Origin of the sequence: Cedecea sp. AS113 (assembly GCF_037152415.1) — a bacterium.
In the GTDB taxonomy this organism is placed as follows: domain Bacteria; phylum Pseudomonadota; class Gammaproteobacteria; order Enterobacterales; family Enterobacteriaceae; genus Cedecea.
The window spans coordinates 288,439-309,409 of the sequence record NZ_JBBCMI010000002.1 but is presented as its reverse complement, the minus strand read 5'-3'; the positions used below and the strand labels follow the sequence as shown (position 1 = coordinate 309,409).

Genomic DNA, 20,971 nt, shown 5'->3' with positions numbered 1-20,971 from the left:
CCTGTCTGGTTCCCGGGTGCTGGCCGTATTTAAAAGGCAAGTAGCCAGTCATTAAGCGATTGTTGGTAGCGTTGTAAGCCCCTGAGCGTGACGAATTCGTTCACGCCGTGGGCGTTGCCGCCGTAGCCCAGGCCGCCGATCAGGAAGGCTGGTGCCACAGGGGCGAAGGCGTAGGCCGGGGCGCAGCCTGGCGCCCAGGGCCAGATTTGCGGTTTTGCCTGCTGCTGGTGATAGCTCGCCATCAGCTCAAGCACGCCGACGTCATCAATGCTGAAGCGGTAGCCGGGGTAGCTGTCCCCCGGTTCGAGCACCGCTCCGGCAAGTGCCGGGCTGGCAAGCTGTTCTTTTATGCGCCGCATCAGGCGTTCGCCATCGACGACGGGCGGTGTTCTTAACACCACATCGGCGAAGGCTTCCGGAGGGATCACGCCCTGAGCACCGCGCGGCAGGCTGGCTATCTCCGACACGCTTAGCACCGCGCTGCCCAGCAGGTATGCCAGGTTGCTGAAACTGTCGCCAGTGATGGCGTATTTTTCGCTGCGGCGGAAGGTCAGTTCGTCCGCCAAATTAAATTCCCGCGCGAGGTCGTCCAGAATGGAGCTGGCTTCTTCGTCCAGCTCGCCCGTTTCGAGCACGCCGTTGGCGTGAGGCGGGGCAAGAGTGCTTAACGCCTGCACCAGTCGCCAGACCGGGCTATCGATCCATGCGGCGTTGCTGGCGTGAATTGCCGCTTTCGGGCCGCCCCAGCTGCCGCCTTTGACTACCAGGCGGCCACCGCTGCGGCCGGTGAAGCCGAGGTATATGCGAGGTGCGCCGCCACCGTATTCGCACAGGGAAGGGAAAAGCACTGCTTCTGCCGGGGCAACCGGGCAAGGCTGCCGGGCGAGGTAGCGGCGCAGGTTGCCGCTGCCAATCTCTTCTTCGCCTTCCAGCAGGATTTCAACGTTGGTATGCAGGCGGCCCGAGTGATAGAGATCGCGCACCACCCTCAGCATGCCTGCCAGCGGGCCTTTGTTGTTCTCCGCCCCGCGAGAAATAAACACATCGCCTTTATCCGACCAGTGTTTGAGGCCGCCCACGAACGGGTCGACCTCCCAGCCGTCTTCTTCGGCGGGCATCACGTCGTACATGTTGTACAGCACGAGGGTTCGTGGCGAGCCGATATTAATTCGCACGTGTACCAGCGGCGGTGCGTCGTCCTGAAGCTGCTGGCTGACCGGGTAAAGCACTTCAGCGTCAGTTTCTTCAGTTAACCAACGCTCAAGCCACTGCGCCAGGTCGCGCTGCTGGTCGATATTGCCCGACACGCTTCGGAAAGGCGTCAGCTGGTGCAGGAGATCCAGCGTTGCATCGAGTGACTTCATAGCCGGATCCTCGGGTTCAGTACCACGTACAGCAAATCAATGATTAGGTTCACCACCACAAACACCAGCGCGGCCAGCAGGACAATCGCCTGCACCAGCGGGAAGTCACGGTTTTGAATGGCCTGCACCGCAAGGCGGCCAATGCCGGGCCAGGCAAAAATAATTTCGGTGACCAGCGCGCCGCCCAGCAGGGAAGCGAAATACATTCCCTGCACGGTGACGACCGGGATCAGCGCATTGCGCAGGCCGTGGCGAATCAGGATCCGCCACGAACTTAGCCCCTTGGCCTGCGCCGTGCGGATGTAATCCTGAGCCAGTACGTCGATCAGGCTGGCACGTACCAGGCGCGCAATGGCGCTCATGTAATAGGCCCCAAGACTGATGGCGGGCATGATCAGATGGCTGAAGGTGCCGTAGCCGCTGGAGGGCAGCCAGCGCAGATGCAGGCTGAACCAGATAATCATCAATAGACCCAGCCAGAATACCGGCACGGCCTGGCCGCTGAAGGCAAACAGGCGGGCGAGTAAGTCCCAAACGCTGTTGCGCCAGACCGCACTCACCAGGCCAAGCAGCAGGCCAACCAGGGTGCTCCACGCCAGGGCAGAAACGGCCAGCAGCAGCGTGGCAGGCACGCGCTGGGCGATAAGTTCGGTCACTGGCTGATCATAGCGGAGCGACAGGCCAAGGTCGCCGTGCAGCAGGCCGGTCAGGTAATGGCCGTATTGCCAGAGCAGCGGACGGTCAAAACCCATTGCGTGGCGGAAGTTGTCTATTTCTTGCTGGGAAGAGCCGGGCGGCATCATCACCGCGGCAGGATCGCCGGTCAGGTGCAGGCTGTAAAAGATCAGCAGTGAGACGCCAAACATCACCAGCACGGCCTGCGCTAAGCGGGAAAGAATATAGCGCAGCATCAGTCGAGCCTCGTGTGGGTTTTACGCAGCAGGCTGTCGCCGAGCAGGTTACAGCCGACCACCAGCGCCGCGATAATCAGCCCCGGCCACAGCACCAGCCATTCCGCCAGCAGCATGTAGGAACGGCCCTCACCAATCAGGTTGCCGAGCGTAGGCGTTGGCGGCTGGATCCCCATCCCGAGAAAGCCAATGGAGGCTTCGAGGACAATCAGCCTTGGAATATCCAGCGTCAGCAGAACAACCAGCGGCGTGGCGAGGTTAGGCAGAATATGTCGCAGCAGAATACGCGGCGTGGAAAAGCCCATGGCGCGAACGGCTTCGATGTATTCCAGTTCGCGTAACTCGAGCGTTTTGGCGCGCGCCACGCGGGCGTAAATCGCCCAACTGGTCACGCCCATGATCAGAATAATGTTTTCCAGTGAAGTGCCGAACAGCGCCATCACCAGCAAAATTAGCAGAATAAACGGCACCGCCAGCTGGATGTCCATCAGGCGCATGATAACGGCATCCAGCCAGCCGCCAACATAGCCTGCCAGCATGCCCAGCAGGGTGCCGATAACGGCGGCAATTGCCGCCGCCAGTAACACCACCGTCAGGGATAGGCGGGTACCCGCCAGGATCCTTGCCAGCAAATCGCGCCCGAGCTGATCGGTGCCGAGCCAGTGCATCCCGCTTGCCGTTTCGCTGCCCGGCGGCAGGAAGGTATCCGCCAGGTTGTTGGTTAACGGGTCGGGCAAGGGCAGCCACGGGGCCACCAGTGCCAGCAGGATCACGATGCCAAGCAATAAGCCCCCCAGCGCCCCGTCACCTGAGATCAGGCGGCGAGTGCGACGGGTCAGGGCGCGTCCGGGAAAAATCATTTCAGCCTCAAATCATACAGCGGGATGCGGGCGTCGGCGCGACCGGTAAAGTTCAGGCTGTCGCTGTTGGCATACAGAGAATCCTCGCGGTACAGCGGGATCAGCGGCTGCTCTTTGGCGACAACTTTCTGGATATCCTGCAGGATAACTTCACGCTTCTTCGCATCTACCGTTGAGCGGCTGGCGTTCAGCAGTTTATCCAGTTCAGGGTTGCTGACCGTGGAGTAAGGCTCGCCGGAGTGCAGGATAGGGTACAGCGCGGCATCGGCATCCAGGGTTTGGGTTGAGCCCCACGCCAGCATGTACATTTCCGCCTGTTTACCGGAAGCCACCTGCTGGGTATAGACGGACCACTCAGGCACCTCAAGCTGCGCCTTCACGCCGATGGCAGCCAAGTCCTGCACAATCGCCTGAGCCACTTCGGCGCTGGCGATATAGCGACGCGGCGCCTGGAATTTCAGCGTGAAGCCGTCCGGGTAACCCGCTTCCTTAAGCAAGGCTTTAGCTTTGGCGATGTCCTGCTCAGGGGCCGGAACATTGAGGTAACCAAAGTCCTTGGCGCCAGCCATGGTACCGGTTGGCGTACCAAAACCGTGCAGCAGCTGGGTGGTATAGGCTTGACGATTCAGCGCCAGCGACAGCGCCTGGCGAACCCGCGCATCACTTAAAGGTTTCTCACCATTCTTCAGGCCGAGATAAATAGTCAATCCGCCGCCTTTCACCTGCTCAAGATGAATGCCCGGTTTATTTTTCAACGTAGAAACGAGGTCAGCAGGGACGCTGTCAACCAGCTGTACTTCTCCTGTTAACAGGGCGGTAATGCGGGCAGTCGCTTCCGGGATTGGGCGCCATGTCACCTGGTCAATTGTAGGTTTTCCACGCCAATAATGTGGATTAGCCTGCATAATGACACGTTCATCTGGTATAAATTCTTTTAATGTATATGCTCCACTACCAATAGGTTTTCGTGCAAATTCCGCAGCACCGACTTTACTTACATAGGCAGGCGGCACGATGTAGGTCGGATAACGGCTCATACGGGTTGGCAGCAGCGGATCAGGGCCGTCAGTGTGAATGCGAACCTGATAGTCGCCGGTCACTTCTACCGACTTGATGGTGCGGATGTAAGAGATGGTTGGCGCGTGGTTGGCCGGGTCCAGAATGCGGTCAATAGAGAATTTCACTGCCGCCGCGTTAACGGGTTCACCGTTGGTGAAAGTAACGCCGGGGCGCAGGTCGAATTGCCAGGTCGTGTCATCCAGCGCTTTCCAGGAGGTGGCAAGACCTGGCTGGAGCTGCATGTTTTTATCGCGCAGGACCAGCGTATCGAAAATATTGTCCACCAGGGTGGCGGCTTCTTTAAGAAAACCGGGATCCATCGCGGTGGCGGAAGCCGGTTGGGCTATAACTAATTCACTTGCGTAGCTAAAGGGGGTTACCAGGCTAATTAATACAGCCAGAGTTGCGAGCTTACGGCCAGATGCTTTCATTGTAGTCAATCCCTATACGTTACCGTCTAAATTATTGACGGATATCGAATGTTTCGTCAGGTTAATTCGCATGGTGGTATAAATTTGTGGTAAGAGTACATGATATATCCTATATACTCCATTGATGACAAGCCAGTTATTAAACTGCAAATACAAAGTAGTTATTTTGCTATAGGAAATAAACATGCTTGACTTAGAAAAAGCGCAAAGAATGAGTTTAACCATGCAAGTCGAGGGCAGGTTAAAGAGTGCGTTGATCGTGGGAACCTTAAAACCCGGCGCAAGATTAGTGACCAAAGAGATTGCAGAGCAGCTTGGCACCAGCATTACGCCGGTGCGTGAAGCGCTGTTGCGTCTTGTTTCTTCTGGCGCACTGGACGCGACGCCGGCGCAGGCTTTTTTGGTGCCTGAAATTTCTCTGGGGCGCTACCACGAAATTACAACCATCCGTAAAAATCTGGAGGGTATGGCGGTAGAGCAGGCGGCGCGTTACATGGATAAAACCAAACTCGCCCGTTTGCAGCAGCTTTGCGATGCGTTTCTTGAAGCGAAACATATCAGCGTTGAGGCGGCGCTGCAGGCCAATCGGGAGTTTCGTTTCCAGCTGTTTGAGTACGCCGAGATGCCAACGCTTACCGTATTAATTGAGCAGCTTTGGGTGCGCATTGGACCATGTTTTAATTATCTGTACCCGCAGTCGGAAGAAATGACTCAGGGGCATCATAATTACGACGATCTGCTGGAAGCCCTGGCCGAAAAAGATGAAAAGCGCAGCGTGAAAGCAATTCATAAAGCGATAGACGACGGGGCAGATATTTTACGCCGACAGTACTTTGGTTAAAGACTAAACGTCTTTAATTTATTAACGCACAGCAAATAAATGGCCTTTTGTATTACTCTGGATGTGCTCAGAGCCAGCAAAAGGCCATCATTTATATTTATGGCAGCATTAATTGGCGTTCGGCTAACTCAGCGCCTGCGCGAGATCGGCCTGCAAGTCTCCGGCATCTTCAATCCCCACTGACAATCTAATTAGCTGCGGCACAATGCCGTTACTTAAACGCTGTTCGAGCGGGATAGAAGCATGGGTCATGCCGAAGGGCTGGCTGACCAGGCTTTCCACGCCGCCCAGGCTTTCGGCGAGCGTAAACAGCTTCAGCTTACGGATCACTTCCTCGGCCCGCTTTTCATTCCCGCGAACCACAATAGAAATCATGCCGCCAGGCTGCGACATTTGCTGGCGTGCAAGCTGATGCTGCGGGTGAGTCTCCAGCCATGGGAAATAGACTTTTTCTACCTCAGGATGCGTCTGAAGCCACTCTGCCAGCTGGAGCGCGTTGCTGCTGTGGCGTTCCATGCGCAGCGCCAGAGTACGAATGCCCCGCAGCGTCAGGAAACTGCTGAACGGGTCGAGCACGCCGCCGACCGCATTTTGCAAATAACCCAGCTGCTGCGCCAGGTCGTCATTAGCGCCGACCACCGCCAGCCCGGCGACAACATCAGAATGGCCGTTCAGGTATTTGGTGGCCGAGTGCACCACGATATCGAACCCGGACTCCAGCGGGCGCTGAAGCGCAGGCGAAGCGAAGGTGTTGTCGGCCACGCTTATCAGGCGATGGCGTTTGGCGATATCCGCAATCGCCGCCAGGTCTGCCAGCTTAAGCAGCGGATTGGTGGGGGTTTCCACCCAAATCATGCGTGTTTCAGGCCGAATGGCCGCCTGCAGCCCGTCGAGATCGTCAGGCTTTACCCAGCTTACCTGGAGCGCGGCGCTGCGTTTGCGCACGTTTTCAACCAGTCGCCAGGTGCCGCCGTACACGTCGTCAACGGCGATAATATGGCTGCCGCTGTCCAATAGCTCGAGCACGGTTGAGATAGCCGCGAGGCCAGAAGCAAACGCGTAACCCCGCTGGCCGCCTTCGAGTTCGGCAATCGCCGTTTCCAGCGCCTGGCGGGTGGGGTTGCCGCTGCGCGAGTATTCAAAACCGGTATGCTGGCCAGGTGCCGGTTGGGCAAAAGTCGATGTGGCATAAATCGGTGGCATCACCGCGCCGTGTGCATCCTCGAAAGTACCGCTGTGCACGCTCTGGGTAGCAAATTTATTCATGAATTTTCCTTAATAGTTACGCCAGGTTTTGCTGGCTGAGCCATTGATCGTTAAACATTTTTGATAAATATTTGTTACCGCTATCGCAGGCGAAGGTGACCACGCGTTTCGGCGTGTTCTGTGCCTGGCAATAGCGCAAGGCGGCGGCGAGCAGGGTGCCCGTTGAAGAACCCGCCAGGATGCCTTCGTGGGTTAGCAATTCACGGGCCGTGGAAAACGCTTCGCGGTCGCTGATCCGGTATGCGTGCTGGACGCGCTCAAAGTCGGCAAGCGATGGCACAAAGTCTTCACCGATGCCTTCCACCAGCCAACTGCCCACTTCGCCATATCTACCGTGCTCAACCACATCGGCAAGAATGGAGCCGCAGGGATCGGCCAGCACAAACTCGGTTTGCGGGGAATGCTGGTGGAAAAACTGCTGCAGGCCGCCCAGCGTGCCGCCGGAGCCGACGCCTACGACGATGGCGTCAATGTGGCCCCCGGTTTGCTCCCAAAGCTCAACGGCCGTGCCGCTGGTGTGGGCCAGCGGGTTTGCTGCGTTAGAAAATTGATCGATGTAATAGCTGCCCGGGATATCTGCCGCCAGCCGCAGGGCGTAATCCTGGTAATATTCAGGGTGGCCTTTAGTGACGTCCGAGCGGGTCAGGCGCACGTCCACGCCCAGCGCTCGCAGGTGGAAAATCTTTTCCTGGCTCATTTTGTCCGGCACCACCAGAATCAGCGGGTAGCCTTTTTGCGTGGCAATCAGCGCCAGCCCCAGCCCGGTGTTGCCCGCTGTGGCTTCAATAATCGTGCCCCCCGGCTGCAGCTTACCGCTGCGCTCGGCATGTTCGATCATCGACAGGGCAACGCGGTCTTTAATTGAACCGCCGGGGTTTTGGTTTTCCAGCTTAAGCAGCAGCTCGCAGCGGCCGGTATCAAGGTGATTGAGCCGCAGCAGCGGGGTGTGGCCTATCAGGTCCAGGACGGAATCCGCAATCATCGTTCTCTCAACATGAAAAGTGTTCATGTATGGAATGATAGGGCGGCGAATTGACGCTTCTAAAGAACATAAACCCGTGGTTTAGATCGGAAAGTAATATAATGTGCTGCTCTGGCGGTAGGGAAGGAAAGCCGTTCGGATGTCCGGAATGGGGGATGGCTAAACGAGCCGTCTTTTGCCGGTTTAAGCCTGTTTTTTACACAAAAAAGCCAGCGGCTTATGCGCTGGCTGGCTTTGAATCTGCGAAATTGTACTAAGCGAAAGGCTAATTGCTCCGCCGGTCGCGGATCCAGTCCTGGACTTCGATAACAAATTCATCCGGTGCCTTGCGGTACATGCGGCGGGCCAGATCCAGTACGGTATGCTGGGCTAGCGCTTCTTCCATACGCTGCTGGGCAATGTTCATTACCGCGCGCACGCCGCAAATCCCTTCGCAGGCCCATTCGGGCGGCGTTGCTTCAAAGACGGCCAGTCGCTGTCGAATCTCTTTGCAGTCGAAAATACTTTTCTCACCGTCGATGGCTGCCACAATGTCCAGCACGCTGATTTGGTCCGGCGGGCGAGAAAGGATAAACCCCCCGCCTTTACCTTCGCTGCTGATGACCAGCCCCGCCCTGGAAAGTTTGGTGAAAATTTTACCGAGGTAGTCGTAGGGCACGCCCTGCAGTTCGGCGATTTCGCGCACGTTCATTTCGCGGCCTTCGCCTTTGCCATCCACCATGCATATCAGGCTATGAATGCCGTACTCCACGCCCGAACTGTAAAACGCCATGCTGCCTCCGACTCATTTAATCCAGGTAATGTAGGGATTTTACTCACGCGATGCAATCTGTAACCCCGAAAACAGAGGATTAAAAATAAACTCCGAAAGATCTTGTCGTAGTTAACTGCGACAAGTATAGTCGCAGTCGTTGGCCACTGAGGGCCTTTACCGGAGTAGAACCATGCAACAGAAGATCCTGATCCTTGGCGCCGGCTTTGCCGGTATGTGGGCGGCCCTGAGCGCGGCCAGACTGGTGGCGATGCATAACCGTGACGACATTGAGATCGCCGTGCTGGCTCCCCAGCCTGAGCTGCGCGTTCGCCCACGTTTTTACGAAACCGAGGTGGCTTCGCTGGTCGCTCCTCTTCAGCCGCTGTTCGACGTTACCAGCGTGACCTTTGTGAAAGGCGAGGCGCAGCGTATCGACAGCGTCAATCAGTGCGTCTGGTACCGTGACGAACAGGGCAACAGCACACCGCGACAGTACGATCGGCTTGTTCTGGCTACCGGCAGCAACCTCAAACGCGACCTGATCGACGGCGCGGCAGAGCATGCTTTCGACCTCGACCAGCTCGAGAGCGCCCTGCGCCTGGAGCAGCACATTTCAGACTTAGCGCAGCAGCCGGAAAGCGAAGCCCGCAACACGGTCATTGTCTGTGGCGGCGGCTTTACAGGCATTGAAATGGCGACCGAACTGCCGGGCAGATTGCGCGCGGTACTGGGCAAAGAAACAAATGCTCGCGTTATTGTGGTGGAACGGGGCGATAAAATCGGCGGTCGCTACAGCCGCGAACTGCGGGATGTGATTGCTACCGCCAGCGAAGAGCTGGGCGTGGAGTGGCGACTGAATACCGACGTCCGCGAAATTGATGCGAACGGCATTGTACTGGCCGACGGCGAACGCATCGCCTCCAGCACGGTAATTCTGACCGCAGGCGTGCAGGCCAGCCCGCTAACCGCGCAGATTAATGCCCCACGTGATAAGCAAGGCCGTCTGCACGTGGATGCTTTTTTGCGGGTGGAAGGGCAGCCAGCTATTTTTGCGACGGGGGATGTGGCGCGTGCCGAGACGGATGAACAGGGCAACCTCGCGCTAATGACCTGCCAGCACGCCATCATGCTAGGCCGCTTTGTGGGCTATAACGTGGCGGCAAGTCTGCTGGACGTCGCGCCACTGCCGTACCGCCAGATTAACTATGTCACCTGTCTCGATCTCGGCGGCTGGGGCGCGGTGTTTACCGAAGGCTGGGAGCAAAAAGTGACGCACGTGCGCGAGGAAGCGAAGAAAATTAAGTTGTCGATTACTCAGGAACTCATTTACCCGCCGGTGGCAGACAGAAAAATCGCCTTTGAAACGGCGGATCCGTTAGCGCCGTTCGTCTAAGGGATTTATCATGCTGCCGAATGTTTATCAGGAGGTAGCATGGCTAACGATATCACTTTTTTCCGCCGCTTTGAGCACGACATTATCGCCGGGCTAAAAACGATTACGCTGCGCGACAGCAGCGAATCTCATTTTCAGCCCGGCCAGCGTTTGCGCGTGGGCCGCTACGAAGATGACGTCTATTTCTGTACGATCGACGTGATCGGCGTGACGCCGGTGCTGCTTGATGATTTGGACGAGGAGCACGCCCGCCAGGAGAACATGACGCTGGCAGAGCTTAAACAGGTGATTGGTGAAATCTATCCAGGATTGAATGCGTTGTACGAGATTTCGTTCCGGCTGGTGAAGTGAACCTTCGCCCGAGATTAGCATGATGGAAGAGGGGTAATCGTCCGTTTGCTTGTATTGGTGACTGGTAGTATCAGCGATACTTCTTGCGCGAATACAACAAGACATTATGCAAAATCACTTTTTAAAACAGCTCCAGCATTTTCTGAGGGACATAGAAAACGCTGAGCAGGCGGCTCAGGTTCCTCAGAGGCTCGCCGATTATCTTTTCTCAAACCAGGCGTGCCTGGATGAAAGCAATATTACGCTCGATTTGATTAATGCCCTGAGTGACTGCCTGGAAGGTAAACAGCAAAACCTGAATCAACTCTACCTGTCACTCTATCTTTTCTGGCTGAGCGCGTTGGCGCGCAACGGTATCGATATTTTTTATTTTGGCGAGCTGAACAAGCTGCAAATGCTCGGATCGCGCTTCAGAGATTCGGCCATCAATAACCTCTATTACCTCAGTTATGAAGAGACAAATCAGCAGGAAATCACCGCTTTTCATAACAAAATTACCGCCAGCACGGCCCCTTTTATTCTCTACGATCCGCAGGGATTAAAGCTGGCCTTTGCGGTTGAACATCCTCAGGCCATAGGCTGCATTTCGTTGTACGATTTGCTGATTGATAATTTCATTCCCTTAAGCACAACAGCTACTCAGTACGCGCATTTGCTGGCGCAGCAATATACCGCGCTGGCTAATCCAAACGTCAGAACAGTCATTATAGGTAACTCCTACAGTTTTTATGGCTTCCCTGACGCGCTGTTTGAACACAGCATAAATCTTTCTACCCACAGCCTGGGGCTGAAGCAGGCCCAGCAATTAACGGCGCATATTATTGAGCGTTATCCGCACGTGCAAAACTTTGTGTATTGCCTGGGCTTCTTTGATCTGTACAGCGACCTGTTAAAAACAAAAGATGACTTTAACCAGCAAATCATCCACGCCTGGAGCCAGCTCAATAGCCATTACAGGATAAAGCCGGAAGAAGGGATAACCGCCGACGGCATGCAGGCGTTTAGCCGGCTGGTGATGCCGACGCCGGTGCAAGGGCAAGCGATAAATGGACTCGAGGATAATAATGCCAGGACGCAAATTTGTGCGTCCGCACGCCTTGTTTTTGCCCGCAGCGACTCACTCCCTGCCATGCAGCAGAAAGAGGAAGCCCAGAAGCGGGGGATCTCTCACTCGAAATCAGTGAAGCACCAGACAACGCTTGCAGAGAATAAACCCCGCGTGGCTGAGATGAGCGTTCTGTTGGCGACAAAAGGCAAAAAGGTTATCTGGCTAACGCCGTCTTTCCCGTCAGACTACGTGGACAATCTTGATGCTGAGATGAAACAGACGCATCGCCAATATTTTGCAGACCTTGAAGGGGCGCATTCGCGTTTTATCGATCTCTCAGAACATCCCGCTTTTGCACGCGAAGATTTCCGCGACGGCGATCACCTGAACTATTTGGGGGCTGGGAAAATGATTGGCATACTGCGGGCGCTGGGTGTGGCGCTGTAACCTCTGGAGACAACAAGGGAAGGGCAAACCCTTCCCCGGTTTCAATGCTATCAGGCCGGTTGACTCGCCTGTTTCAACATCTGGTAAAGCTCTTGTTTTACCCTCAGTTTTTCTTTCTTCATCTGCACAACTTCATCGTTGTATCCCGTCCCTTGCGGCCCCTCCTTGCGCAAAATCTCGCTATCAAGACGGTTGTGTTTGTTAAACAGGCTGAGAAAGCGGGGGTTTTCGGACTTCAGGTGGGTAATCAAATCACGATACTCAGGAAACATGTCAGGCCTCCCTGGTCAGTAGGTTGGTGAGTGGATTAACAACTGGCTGATGCCAACTTCAGTTTAGAACCGAATTTGCGATAAGGGAAAGTACAAAAAAGCATCGTTTTGTCAATTTGCGATCCCGGCAGCACCTTGCCGGAATGGATGTGATTCTCATTGTTTAAACCTGGTGATAACGCCGCAAAATGATAAAGACAGCCGCTGTGTCGTGCTCTAAGATATGTCTATGATATATCTTACACGCCTAAAAGGTACGCTATGACAACGCAAAATAACGCTAAAAAAGTGCCGGTTCGGGTTCGTAACGAACTGAAGTTTCGTGAATTAACGGTTAAAACGAAAACGCTGATTGCCAATACGTTTTACCGTCTGGTCTTCACCAGCCCGCAGCTGGCGGATTTCTCTTCCCAGGGATTTGACGACCACATCAAAGTCTTCTTCCCGGCTGAAAATGGCGAATTCACTCCGCCGCAGGTCACCAGCGAGGGCATTGTCTGGGGAGAGGGGGCTCGCCCACAGTCGCGTGACTATACGCCGCTGGATTTCAATGCCGATCGCGGTGAATTAACCCTGGATTTCTATTTGCACGACGGCGGCGTAGCCAGCAGTTGGGCGAAAGATGCGCAGCCGGGTGACAAGCTGTTCATCGGTGGCCCACGGGGCTCTCTGGTCACCCCAACGGATTATCACTGGCAGCTGTACGTGACCGATGAAAGCGGGCTGCCAGCAGTGCGCCGCCGTCTGCAGTCGCTGAGTCAGGATGTTCAGGTCGAAGTCCTGGTTAACTGCCACCATTCCGACAGCCTGGGCTATCTGAACGAATTCCCTGCGGTAAATGTGCGGGCGTTAACTCACGCGGAGATCGCCGGGTACCTGAAGCAGATTGAGATCCCTGCCGACGACTATTACATCTGGATTGTTGGCGAAGGCAAAGAGGCTAAAGCGCTGGGAGATTACCTGCTGGAAGTCCGCGCCCTGGACGCCGACCTGGTACGCGCCGTCGCCTACTGGCATGACAAATAAGGTCCCAAACTATGCGTATTCATCATCTGAGACAGCACAAATGCGAGCGCCACGAACAGCATCGCGGCAGGGGCGGTCATGGCCGCCATGAGCAAAGCCACCCGGAGGGGCGCGCTCGCCATCGCCGCGAACGTCTGTTTGACGCCAACGATATCCGCCTGCTGATCCTGCATCTGCTGGCAAATGGCCCGGCCCACGGCTACGAACTGATCAAATCCATCGAAGAGATGGCGAAAGGGGAATATGTGCCGAGCCCCGGTATTATTTACCCGAACCTGACGCTGATGGAGGAGATGGGCTTTATTACGGTGGGCGAAGGGCAAAGTGGGAAAAAATCCTTCACGCTGACGGCGGAAGGACAAACCTCGCTTGAAGAGCAGCAGCTCGAACTGGAAGCGGTGACCACTCGACTCGCTACCCTTGGCGTTCTCGGCGACAACCGCCGTTTGCCCGAAGTGCAGCGGGCTATTCATAATTTTAAAACGGCGCTGCACGCCAAACTGGGCAGCGCCGAGCTGTCGAAAGAGACGCTGTATAAGATTATCGACACGCTGGATCAGGCGGCAAAAGACATCGAACGCAGCTAGAGCCTGCCCTGGCGCGGGGGAAGAAACATTCACTCGCGCCGGGATTCTATCGGCCTTGCTTAGCTGGAAAACGTTTAGACATTGGCTGTTTTACCGGCGATAACGAGATCGGCATAAAGCGCCTTAATCGCCTGCCTGAGCCAGATAATTTTCGGGTTATGGCGGTTACGTTTGTGCCAGATCATCATATAGGGTGCCCGGAATTTTTGCAGAAGCCCGGCATCAAACGGCAGGGGACGGGAGACCAGCGGCAGGTGGTGAAGCTGGCCGTAATGCCGGCAGTAGCCCGGAGCGGTCGTCAGCAGAGAGTGCCCGGGCTGAGCGGCCATAAACAGAGACTGCTCGAATCCCGGCAGGCTCAACGCAATATCCCGCTTGCGCCCCATTTCTCTCAGGATATCATCCAGCGCCCAGGTATCGCTTTGTTCCCAATAAATGCTGATATGGGGATAGCGCAAAAAAGTGTCCAGGTTCCACTCTTCCTGGAGAGCCGGATGATCTTCCCTCAGCCAGACACAGGGAGAGTCATAAAAGAGCACTTCACAGTCGATAGACAACGGCAGACTCAGCTGTCCTTGAGAACGCGGATAGCTCTCACGACCGGTGAAACCAACATCCACACTTCCACTCGTAATGGCGTCCAGCGCGTCGTAATCCCAGTGATGCAGCCTGATAGTCGCCTGAGGATAGCGCTGATAAATCTGCTGCGACAGGGCATTGAACATGATCATCATCAGCGGTAATTCAACCACAAGCTCAAACTTCAGTCCGCTCGGCGTCTCATGGTGAGCGTTATCCAGCAGCTGATGGCTCATCTGCATCCAGTCCGCCAGTTCCTGAGCCATGCTTACCATCAGTGGCGTAGGGACGAGTCCCTGAGGAGTATTGACAAATAATGAATCATCAAACCACGCCCGCAGTTTTGCCAGCGATTTGCTGATCGCCGAAGGCGTGACGCTCAGCCGTTTTGCCGTGCGGGTGACGCTGCGCTCCTGCATCAGCAACTGCAGGCAGAGCAGCAAATTAAGATCGAGGCTGTTGATTGTTTTCTTCATACTCAACTACGGCTCTGGGAGAGGCGACAAGGAAAATCAGTAAAAGGCTGACAATGCTACAGCCAATCAGAATTCCGATCAGCATATTCAGCGCATCGATACGCAAAATGGCGGCCAGCCATATCCACAACGATGAACCACACACCTGTGCCACTCCGAGCGTTGAGCTGGCTACTCCTGCCCGAAGTGAAAATGGCCCCAGCGCCTGGCTCATGGCCACGCCAAATCCGACGGAGAAACCTGCGCAAACAAGCGTGAGTCCGACCAGCGTGAGCAAGTTTGAATCGGCCATGCTCAGGAGCACACCCGCCGCCAGAAACAGCGTCTGAGACGTTATCATCATTGTGCGGGGCTGAAATATGCTCAGGGCAAACGGAGTAGAGAATGAAACGCTCATGCTGACGACGGCCGTTAACGCCATTGTGGTGGCGTATTCCCCGCGAGCTAAACCCAGCCCCTCCATCAATAACACGGGGGAGGTGTTAACGAAGGTGAGGATGACCGTTACGCTAAGGGTTGTTATGGCCAGCCGACTGAGGAAGAAACGGTTAATCAACGACTCGGCTTTCGGCAAAGAAACCAATGAGCTGGCACCGTTGGCTGCTGGCCTCGTCTCTTTCAGTACCAGCAGGGAAAGCAGCAATACCGCGAGCCCCATTCCGGTCAGGGTATAGAACAAACTTTGCCACGGGAAAATAAGCATAATCAGATGCCCCAGCACCGGCGCCATCACCGGCACGATGCAGGTGATTCCGTTCATTAACGAGAGCACTTTGGTTCTGCGTCGCTCATCCAGGGCATCCCGCAGAATTGCAAAAGCGACCACGTAGCAGGCTCCCGCCCCGATCCCCTGACCCAGCCGGCCCGCCAGAAACAGCGTGCTGTGCTGCGCCGAGGCGCATATCAGGGAGGCGGCAATAAAAATTACCGAACCGAATATTGCCACCGGCTTACGCCCCGAGCGGTCCGCCACGCGGCCGGCAAAAAGCATGGAACAGGCCATTCCGGCAAGATAAACGGAGAAGGCAATATGCAGCTGCGCCTCGCTGGCGTTAAGATCGGCCGCAATACGCGGTAAACCGACCAGATACATATCAATGCCCGCAGGGTAGAGCAAAATCAGGGCAAAACTGCAGATTAGAAAGCGTGTCATGGCGTCCTCAGTGTAATAGCGACGCTTAGCATAAGGGGAGAATCCTGCAGATACGAATTGCCATCTGGACAACACTCTTTTCCTGTGAGGAAATCAACACGCGATACGGTCGGGGAGAGCGCTGGCCGATGAGGAACAGCGCTACATGGTGGGTATTTTATAACGCTGGCAGACGGCACAGACGGCGGGGCAAAAACCTTAACGCTATTTCTTGTGGCTCAGCGCATAATTTGCCAGGCCGCAAATCCACTCCTGATGTGCGTTTAGCATAGGGTTAGGCAACGTCCTCGCCAGGTCACGCGCGGGCTGCCCGTTTTGCGTTTCCTGAGTCAAGATGCGTACCCGGCCAGACGAGAGATTCTCAATCAGCCAGGCGTGATGCACGTCCAGCTCTGGGGACGCTTCGCTGCCAACCCAGCCGTGCCAGGCGAGACGGCCTGGGATTTCCCCCTGCGGGGCGACAAACTCCACCACTTCGGCTTCAACCGGGAAACTAAAGGTCGTAAAGCGGAAGCGCGACCCTGCCGTTAACGTCGGCCCGCTGGCATCATGAAACACAATATCGGACACGTTGCTGTAATAGCGTTCCCAGGCCGAGGTTTGCGTCAGCCAGCGCCAGACTTCGCTGGCGTCCAGCCCGATCATAATGATTTCGTTAGAAGCGAAGTTATCGCTAAAACCGGGGATAAAGCCCTGCGGCCAATGAATTGAATGCATCTTGGATTCCTCACGTTTCGTTGCTGTGAGGCGAGAATATCGACACGCTGGATATAAAACCAATCGTCAAATTTAATCTCAGATATAATGTAATTTTATATCTGGAGGCAGGCGATGCGCGATTTACGCAGTCTGGATCTTAACTTACTGAAAACCTTCGATGCTTTGCTGCAGGAGCGCAGCGTAACTCGCGCCGCCTCGCGCCTGTCTCTGACGCAGCCTGCCGTCAGCGGGATGTTGACGCGGCTGCGCGAAAGCTTCGACGATCCGCTGTTTATCCGCAGCCAGCGGGGCATCGTGCCAACGGAGCGAGCGTTACAGCTCGAGCAGCAAGTGAAACGCATCCTGCACGAAGTTGAACTGCTGCTGCGCCCGGCTGAGTTCGATCCTAAAACGTCTACGCTGACGTTTACCCTCGCGGCCACGGACTATGCGCTGCAGGCCATCGTGCTACCTTTTATTAATGCACTCCGGCGTGAAGCGCCGAATATGCGCGTCTCGGTGCGCCCGCCGGTTGACGGCCAGCTTCAGCCGATGCTGGAAAGCGGCGAGCTGGACCTTTCCATCATGACGACTTTTTCGCTGTCGGCTGACCTCCAAGTTCACACGCTGTATGAGGAGCATTACGTTTGTGCGATGGGGCAGCAGCATAGCCTGGCCCGGCAGCGGGCGATCACCCTGGATCAGTTTTGCGCCTGCGATCATGCGCTGGTGTCGTGGAGCGGTGGGGAGTTTAGCGGCGTGACCGACAGCGCTTTGCAAAAAATAAAGCGTTCGAGGCGGGTTAGCCTGTCGGTGCAGAGCTTCTTATTTTTAACCGAGATTTTAAAAACCAGCGATCTGATAGCCGTGGTACCCGCGAGGCTTATTGCCGGACAAGCGAGTATCGTCAGCCATCAGCCGCCGCTGGCGATCCCTGGTTTTACCAAAGTCGCCGCCTGGCATGAGCGCACGCATCACGACAGCGCGCACCGATGGGTAAGGGAGTTGTTATTTCGCAGCTGCAGGGCGTGATTTTTCGAAGCGAATATCTTCCCCACCTTGCTCACCCACAGCCAGCCAGCCGTGGCGCTGATAAAACGCAGCGGCGCGGCTGGCTGCCGCCGTTTCAAGCCAGATAGTGGGCTGCTGAGCAAAGAGAAACGCCTCGGCCTTTTCCAGCAGCAGTCTGCCGACGCCCAGGCCTTCAAACTGAGGCAGAACGAACATGGCAAACAGGCAGGCTTCTTCGGCAATCGCCATCGAGAAACCGGCCGGCTCACCCTCCACGTCTGCCAGCCAGATACACGGCGATTCGGCAATAATATCGGCAATAGTCTGCGGTGTGATGCCCATTTCGGCCATTTCTTCGCGCGACAGATGATTCTCTTTGACGCTGGTACGGATGGTGAAAATAGTCTCGATGTCCGCCAGGGTAGCATCCCGAAGGGTGAGATTAGGTGACATAAAATTCCTTTTTAATCTCCCCCGACAAAAGCCGGAGGGGAAAAAGCTTACTGGAAGCTGTAGCTGACGTTGATGCCCACACCATAGTTACGCCCTGGCGCTGGCTCGAAATAGCGGCCATTGCCTTCATTGACAATCACCGACCCGACGTAATCGCGGTCGAACAGATTATCAACTCGTCCCCAGATGTCCAGCAGCCAGTTTTGCCGCACGTGAAGCTTGTAGCCGGTATTCAATCCCACGGTGGTCCAGGTCGGGGCTTTGGCGCTATTCTGGTCATTCGCCTGGATATCGCTCATGTAATGAACATCCGCGCCCGCATACCAGCCATCTTCAGGCGCGTAGCCAAACGACGCGTAACCCATGTTGCGGGCGATGCCCGGCATTCGGTTACCGCGGCAGTCATTTGCCCCGCATACGTTGGTGCGGTAGGTCGCCTCCAGGTACGTCCAGGCCATTTTCAGTCGCCAGTCGGCGGCAAACTGCTGATCGAGGGAAAGTTCCAGCCCACGGCGGCGAGTTTCGCCGGCATTTTTATAGGTGGTACGCCCGCCGCCGCTTTGATCAACCACGATCTCATTATCGGTGTCGGTCTGGAACAGGGCGGCGGTAAACAGGCCATTGCCAACGCGGTTTTTGCTGCCTACTTCTACCGTTGTGCTGGTGGACGGCTGCAGAGCAAAGTTAAGCCCGGCCGCGCCGTTGTCGCGGTAAGAAAGCTCGTTAATGGTCGGCGTTTCAAACCCGCGGCCAGCGGAAGTGTAAATATTCCAGCCGTCGGTGACGGCATATTTCAGCGAGGCCGCAGGCAGCCACTTGTGATAGCTGGCGCTGCCGCTGTCATCGCCGTTTTTCCCGACGATGTAATAATCGTTGGAATCAAAATAGACCGAGCTGTAGCGCACGCCCGCATCCAGACTGAGTTTATCGGTGAGTTGCCACGTGGTTTGCAGGTACGGGTCGAGGTTCCACATCAGATTGCGTTCGTTGCGGCGCAGATTGCCCTGTTCGCCGAGCAGCGTCGCGCCATTGACCGTCACAAAGTTCTCGTAACCTTTGCGCTTCTCAGTCATCGTCTCGTAGTCCAGCCCGGTGGTGAAGCTGACCGGCACGCTGCCGAGTTCGCCGTTGTGCGTCCAGCGGGTATCGATGCCCTGGTAATGCCTTGCCAGTTGGATCACGCCCCCCGGATGCGTTGGGTTTTTCTGCGCTGACACAGGAATGGACTGAAACTGCGTAGTTTCGCGCACGCCCGCGTACATCATCACGCTCAGGTCATCGTGCTCGCTGAGCTGCCGGTCGTAGCGCAGGCCGCCCTGAGTTTGCTTCGTTGTTTTTCGCGTATTGTACTGATCGGCGCGGGGGGCCTGCGTTGGGTTATCGCGCCACTCCTGCTCGGTCAGGCCGCCGGGATCGTTGGCGTCAATATCCACGCTGTTGAACAGCAATGTCAGCTTGCTGACGTCATTCAGACGAACGCCGAGCTTCGCATTCCCAAGATTCTTCTGCGCGCTGCTGTGGTCACGGTAGCCGTGCGTGGTAAAGCGCGAGGCAGAAATTGCATAGTCCACATCTCCGGCCTGCGTGCCGTCGCCGGTGGAGCCGGTGGCCTTCACGCTGTTGCGCCAGCTGCCAAAGCTACCGTAGTAACTACTGGCCTCAACGGTTGGCGGCTGTCGGCCTGTTTCCGTTTTGACGTTAACCACACCGCCGGACGAGTTGCCGTAGAGCGCTGAGAACGGGCCGCGAAGCACTTCCACGCTGTCCACGCTGTTCAAATCGATATTGGACGTTTGCCCCTGGCCATCCGGCATGGTGGCCGGGATGCCGTCCACATACATGCGCACGCCACGCACGCCGTACGTCGAGCGTGAACCAAAACCGCGCACGGAAAGCTGTAAATCCTGAGCATAGTTTTGGCGGTTTTGAATTTGCAGGCCCGGCACGCTGCCGAGGTTTTCCGACAGGTTTATCCGTGGGGCGGCCTGGCGCAAATCATCGCCATACACCACGCTGACCGCAGCTGGCGTATCGAGCTCAGAAACGGTTGTCGGTTTAGCGGTGACCAGCAGCGTAGATTCGTCTTTGGGCTGTGTGTCAGCGGCTTGTGTAAAACCGGGAGTGAAAGCCGGGATCAGGAGAAGGGAAAGGGCGGTTTTATGCGTGTGGAGCGTTTTTTTCTGGGGTTTCTTCATCGGGGAGTGTTTTACGGTATGCGCAATTGTCAGGATTGTGAACTGTATATGTTAGTTCCTGTGTGTAAGTTTTGAAAATTATTAGCGCACGTAACGTTAACAATAAGTTATGACTGATGAAATTAACGGCGAAATATTTTTAATTTTTTCTGCATCCAGCGGCGCCCCCTCAATCGTATATCAGACTGTGAGCAACTCTCTTGCTCCCTACAATTGAGGAATTGAACATGAACAAGTACTTTACCTCCGCCGTGTGCGCCTCCGTTTTTTTCAGTTCTCTATGCATTGCCGCGATGAATCACGACGCTGTTATGGTCGGCGGCGCGGCGATGTACCCGTCGAAAAATATCATTGAAAATGCGGTGAATTCTAAAGATCACACCACGCTGGTTGCGGCGGTGAAGGCCGCAGGTTTAGTGGATACGCTGGAGAGCAAAGGGCCGTTTACCGTCTTTGCCCCAACCGATGCCGCGTTTGCCAAACTGCCGGCGGGCACGGTCAGCAACCTGGTGAAACCAGAAAATAAAGCCACGTTGACCAGCATCCTGACGTACCACGTGGTGGCAGGGAAATACGACATGAAAGCGCTGGAGAAAAAAATCCAGCAGGGTGGCGGCAGCGCAGAATTAAAAACGGTGAACGGCCAGCCGCTGTGGATCATGAACAATGGCCCGCACAATATTCAGATTAAAGACGGGAAAGGCAACATCGCCAATATCAGCACCTATGACGTGAACCAGAAAAATGGCGTGATAGACGTGATTGATACCGTACTGATGCCGAAGTGAGTGTCTATACTCGATCCAGGCCCGT

20 protein-coding genes and 1 pseudogene are annotated in these 20,971 nt (G+C 55.7%); 8 read left to right on the top strand and 13 right to left on the bottom strand.

Going from position 1 to position 20,971, the window contains the following annotated elements; translation table 11 throughout:
- Positions 1-29: 29 nt before the first annotated feature.
- From WFN87_RS03610 to WFN87_RS03595, 4 genes are read right to left on the bottom strand one after another with little or no spacing between them, the layout of a single operon-like run.
- Complete coding sequence (locus tag WFN87_RS03610) at positions 30-1,364, bottom strand: M20 family metallopeptidase (protein ID WP_336981268.1); 1,335 nt, start codon at positions 1,362-1,364, stop codon at positions 30-32.
- On the bottom strand, positions 1,361-2,275 hold the full coding sequence (locus WFN87_RS03605) for an ABC transporter permease (RefSeq protein ID WP_336981266.1): 915 nt from the start codon (positions 2,273-2,275) through the stop codon (positions 1,361-1,363). The genes WFN87_RS03610 and WFN87_RS03605 overlap by 4 nt, the downstream gene beginning before the upstream one ends.
- Positions 2,275-3,135: an ABC transporter permease gene (locus WFN87_RS03600; RefSeq protein ID WP_336981264.1), complete on the bottom strand. Its 861-nt coding sequence runs from the start codon at positions 3,133-3,135 to the stop codon at positions 2,275-2,277. The genes WFN87_RS03605 and WFN87_RS03600 overlap by 1 nt, the downstream gene beginning before the upstream one ends.
- Entirely contained in the window at positions 3,132-4,625 is a 1,494-nt protein-coding gene (locus WFN87_RS03595; RefSeq protein ID WP_336981262.1) for an ABC transporter substrate-binding protein, read from the bottom strand. The genes WFN87_RS03600 and WFN87_RS03595 overlap by 4 nt, the downstream gene beginning before the upstream one ends.
- Positions 4,626-4,809: 184 nt before the next feature.
- Between WFN87_RS03595 and WFN87_RS03590 the strand changes: the two genes are divergently transcribed.
- Positions 4,810-5,466 carry a GntR family transcriptional regulator gene (locus tag WFN87_RS03590; protein WP_166863791.1) on the top strand — a complete coding sequence of 219 codons (657 nt, stop codon included), beginning with the start codon at positions 4,810-4,812 and terminating at the stop codon, positions 5,464-5,466.
- Between the two features lie 123 nt (positions 5,467-5,589).
- Here the strand turns inward: WFN87_RS03590 and WFN87_RS03585 are convergent, their stop codons facing one another.
- The 3 genes and pseudogenes from WFN87_RS03585 to WFN87_RS03575 all read right to left on the bottom strand — a co-directional run bounded on the left by WFN87_RS03585 (position 5,590) and on the right by WFN87_RS03575 (position 8,486).
- Complete coding sequence (locus tag WFN87_RS03585) at positions 5,590-6,732, bottom strand: trans-sulfuration enzyme family protein (protein WP_336981259.1); 1,143 nt, start codon at positions 6,730-6,732, stop codon at positions 5,590-5,592.
- A 22-nt stretch (positions 6,733-6,754) separates the two neighbouring features.
- Positions 6,755-7,714, bottom strand: a pseudogene (locus WFN87_RS03580) (PLP-dependent cysteine synthase family protein); the annotation flags it as partial.
- A gap of 265 nt (positions 7,715-7,979) precedes the next feature.
- A complete protein-coding gene (locus tag WFN87_RS03575; RefSeq protein ID WP_008458799.1) occupies positions 7,980-8,486 on the bottom strand; it encodes an RrF2 family transcriptional regulator in 507 nt (168 codons plus the stop codon).
- A gap of 172 nt (positions 8,487-8,658) precedes the next feature.
- Here WFN87_RS03575 and WFN87_RS03570 point away from each other — a divergent pair, with 172 nt between their 5' ends.
- From WFN87_RS03570 to WFN87_RS03560, 3 genes are all read left to right on the top strand, one after another.
- Positions 8,659-9,861: an NAD(P)/FAD-dependent oxidoreductase gene (locus WFN87_RS03570; RefSeq protein ID WP_336981258.1), complete on the top strand. Its 1,203-nt coding sequence runs from the start codon at positions 8,659-8,661 to the stop codon at positions 9,859-9,861.
- A gap of 39 nt (positions 9,862-9,900) precedes the next feature.
- Positions 9,901-10,212, top strand: coding sequence for a N(4)-acetylcytidine aminohydrolase (gene yqfB / locus WFN87_RS03565; RefSeq protein WP_008458801.1), 312 nt, complete (start codon positions 9,901-9,903; stop codon positions 10,210-10,212).
- Between the two features lie 106 nt (positions 10,213-10,318).
- Entirely contained in the window at positions 10,319-11,707 is a 1,389-nt protein-coding gene (locus WFN87_RS03560) for a hypothetical protein (protein WP_336981257.1), read from the top strand.
- Between the two features lie 50 nt (positions 11,708-11,757).
- Here the strand turns inward: WFN87_RS03560 and WFN87_RS03555 are convergent, their stop codons facing one another.
- Positions 11,758-11,979: a YdcH family protein gene (locus WFN87_RS03555; RefSeq protein ID WP_008458803.1), complete on the bottom strand. Its 222-nt coding sequence runs from the start codon at positions 11,977-11,979 to the stop codon at positions 11,758-11,760.
- 261 nt (positions 11,980-12,240) lie between these two features.
- On the opposite strand from WFN87_RS03555, the gene WFN87_RS03550 reads away from it, so the two are divergent.
- Positions 12,241-13,005, top strand: coding sequence for a siderophore-interacting protein (locus WFN87_RS03550; RefSeq protein WP_336981256.1), 765 nt, complete (start codon positions 12,241-12,243; stop codon positions 13,003-13,005).
- 11 nt (positions 13,006-13,016) lie between these two features.
- Complete coding sequence (locus tag WFN87_RS03545; RefSeq protein WP_336981254.1) at positions 13,017-13,592, top strand: PadR family transcriptional regulator; 576 nt, start codon at positions 13,017-13,019, stop codon at positions 13,590-13,592.
- Positions 13,593-13,666: 74 nt separating this feature from the next.
- Here the strand turns inward: WFN87_RS03545 and yidZ are convergent, their stop codons facing one another.
- From yidZ to WFN87_RS03530, 3 genes are all read right to left on the bottom strand, one after another.
- The gene (yidZ, locus tag WFN87_RS03540) at positions 13,667-14,647 is read right to left on the bottom strand and encodes an HTH-type transcriptional regulator YidZ (protein ID WP_166992333.1); all 981 of its coding nucleotides are present in this window, start codon (positions 14,645-14,647) and stop codon (positions 13,667-13,669) included.
- On the bottom strand, positions 14,616-15,800 hold the full coding sequence (locus WFN87_RS03535) for an MdtL family multidrug efflux MFS transporter (protein ID WP_166992336.1): 1,185 nt from the start codon (positions 15,798-15,800) through the stop codon (positions 14,616-14,618). The genes yidZ and WFN87_RS03535 overlap by 32 nt, the downstream gene beginning before the upstream one ends.
- Positions 15,801-16,004: 204 nt before the next feature.
- Positions 16,005-16,517 (bottom strand): SRPBCC domain-containing protein, encoded by a 513-nt coding sequence (locus WFN87_RS03530; protein WP_336981251.1) that lies wholly within the window; start codon positions 16,515-16,517, stop codon positions 16,005-16,007.
- A 114-nt stretch (positions 16,518-16,631) separates the two neighbouring features.
- On the opposite strand from WFN87_RS03530, the gene WFN87_RS03525 reads away from it, so the two are divergent.
- Positions 16,632-17,531, top strand: coding sequence for a LysR family transcriptional regulator (locus WFN87_RS03525; RefSeq protein ID WP_336981249.1), 900 nt, complete (start codon positions 16,632-16,634; stop codon positions 17,529-17,531).
- Here the strand turns inward: WFN87_RS03525 and WFN87_RS03520 are convergent.
- Entirely contained in the window at positions 17,508-17,963 is a 456-nt protein-coding gene (locus WFN87_RS03520) for a GNAT family N-acetyltransferase (protein WP_336707194.1), read from the bottom strand. The two genes, WFN87_RS03525 and WFN87_RS03520, sit on opposite strands and share 24 nt — an antisense overlap.
- 47 nt (positions 17,964-18,010) lie before the next feature.
- Positions 18,011-20,158, bottom strand: coding sequence for a TonB-dependent receptor PqqU (pqqU, locus tag WFN87_RS03515; protein ID WP_336981247.1), 2,148 nt, complete (start codon positions 20,156-20,158; stop codon positions 18,011-18,013).
- A gap of 227 nt (positions 20,159-20,385) precedes the next feature.
- Here pqqU and WFN87_RS03510 point away from each other — a divergent pair, with 227 nt between their 5' ends.
- Entirely contained in the window at positions 20,386-20,946 is a 561-nt protein-coding gene (locus WFN87_RS03510) for a fasciclin domain-containing protein (protein ID WP_166992351.1), read from the top strand.
- The last annotated feature ends 25 nt before the right edge of the window (positions 20,947-20,971 follow it).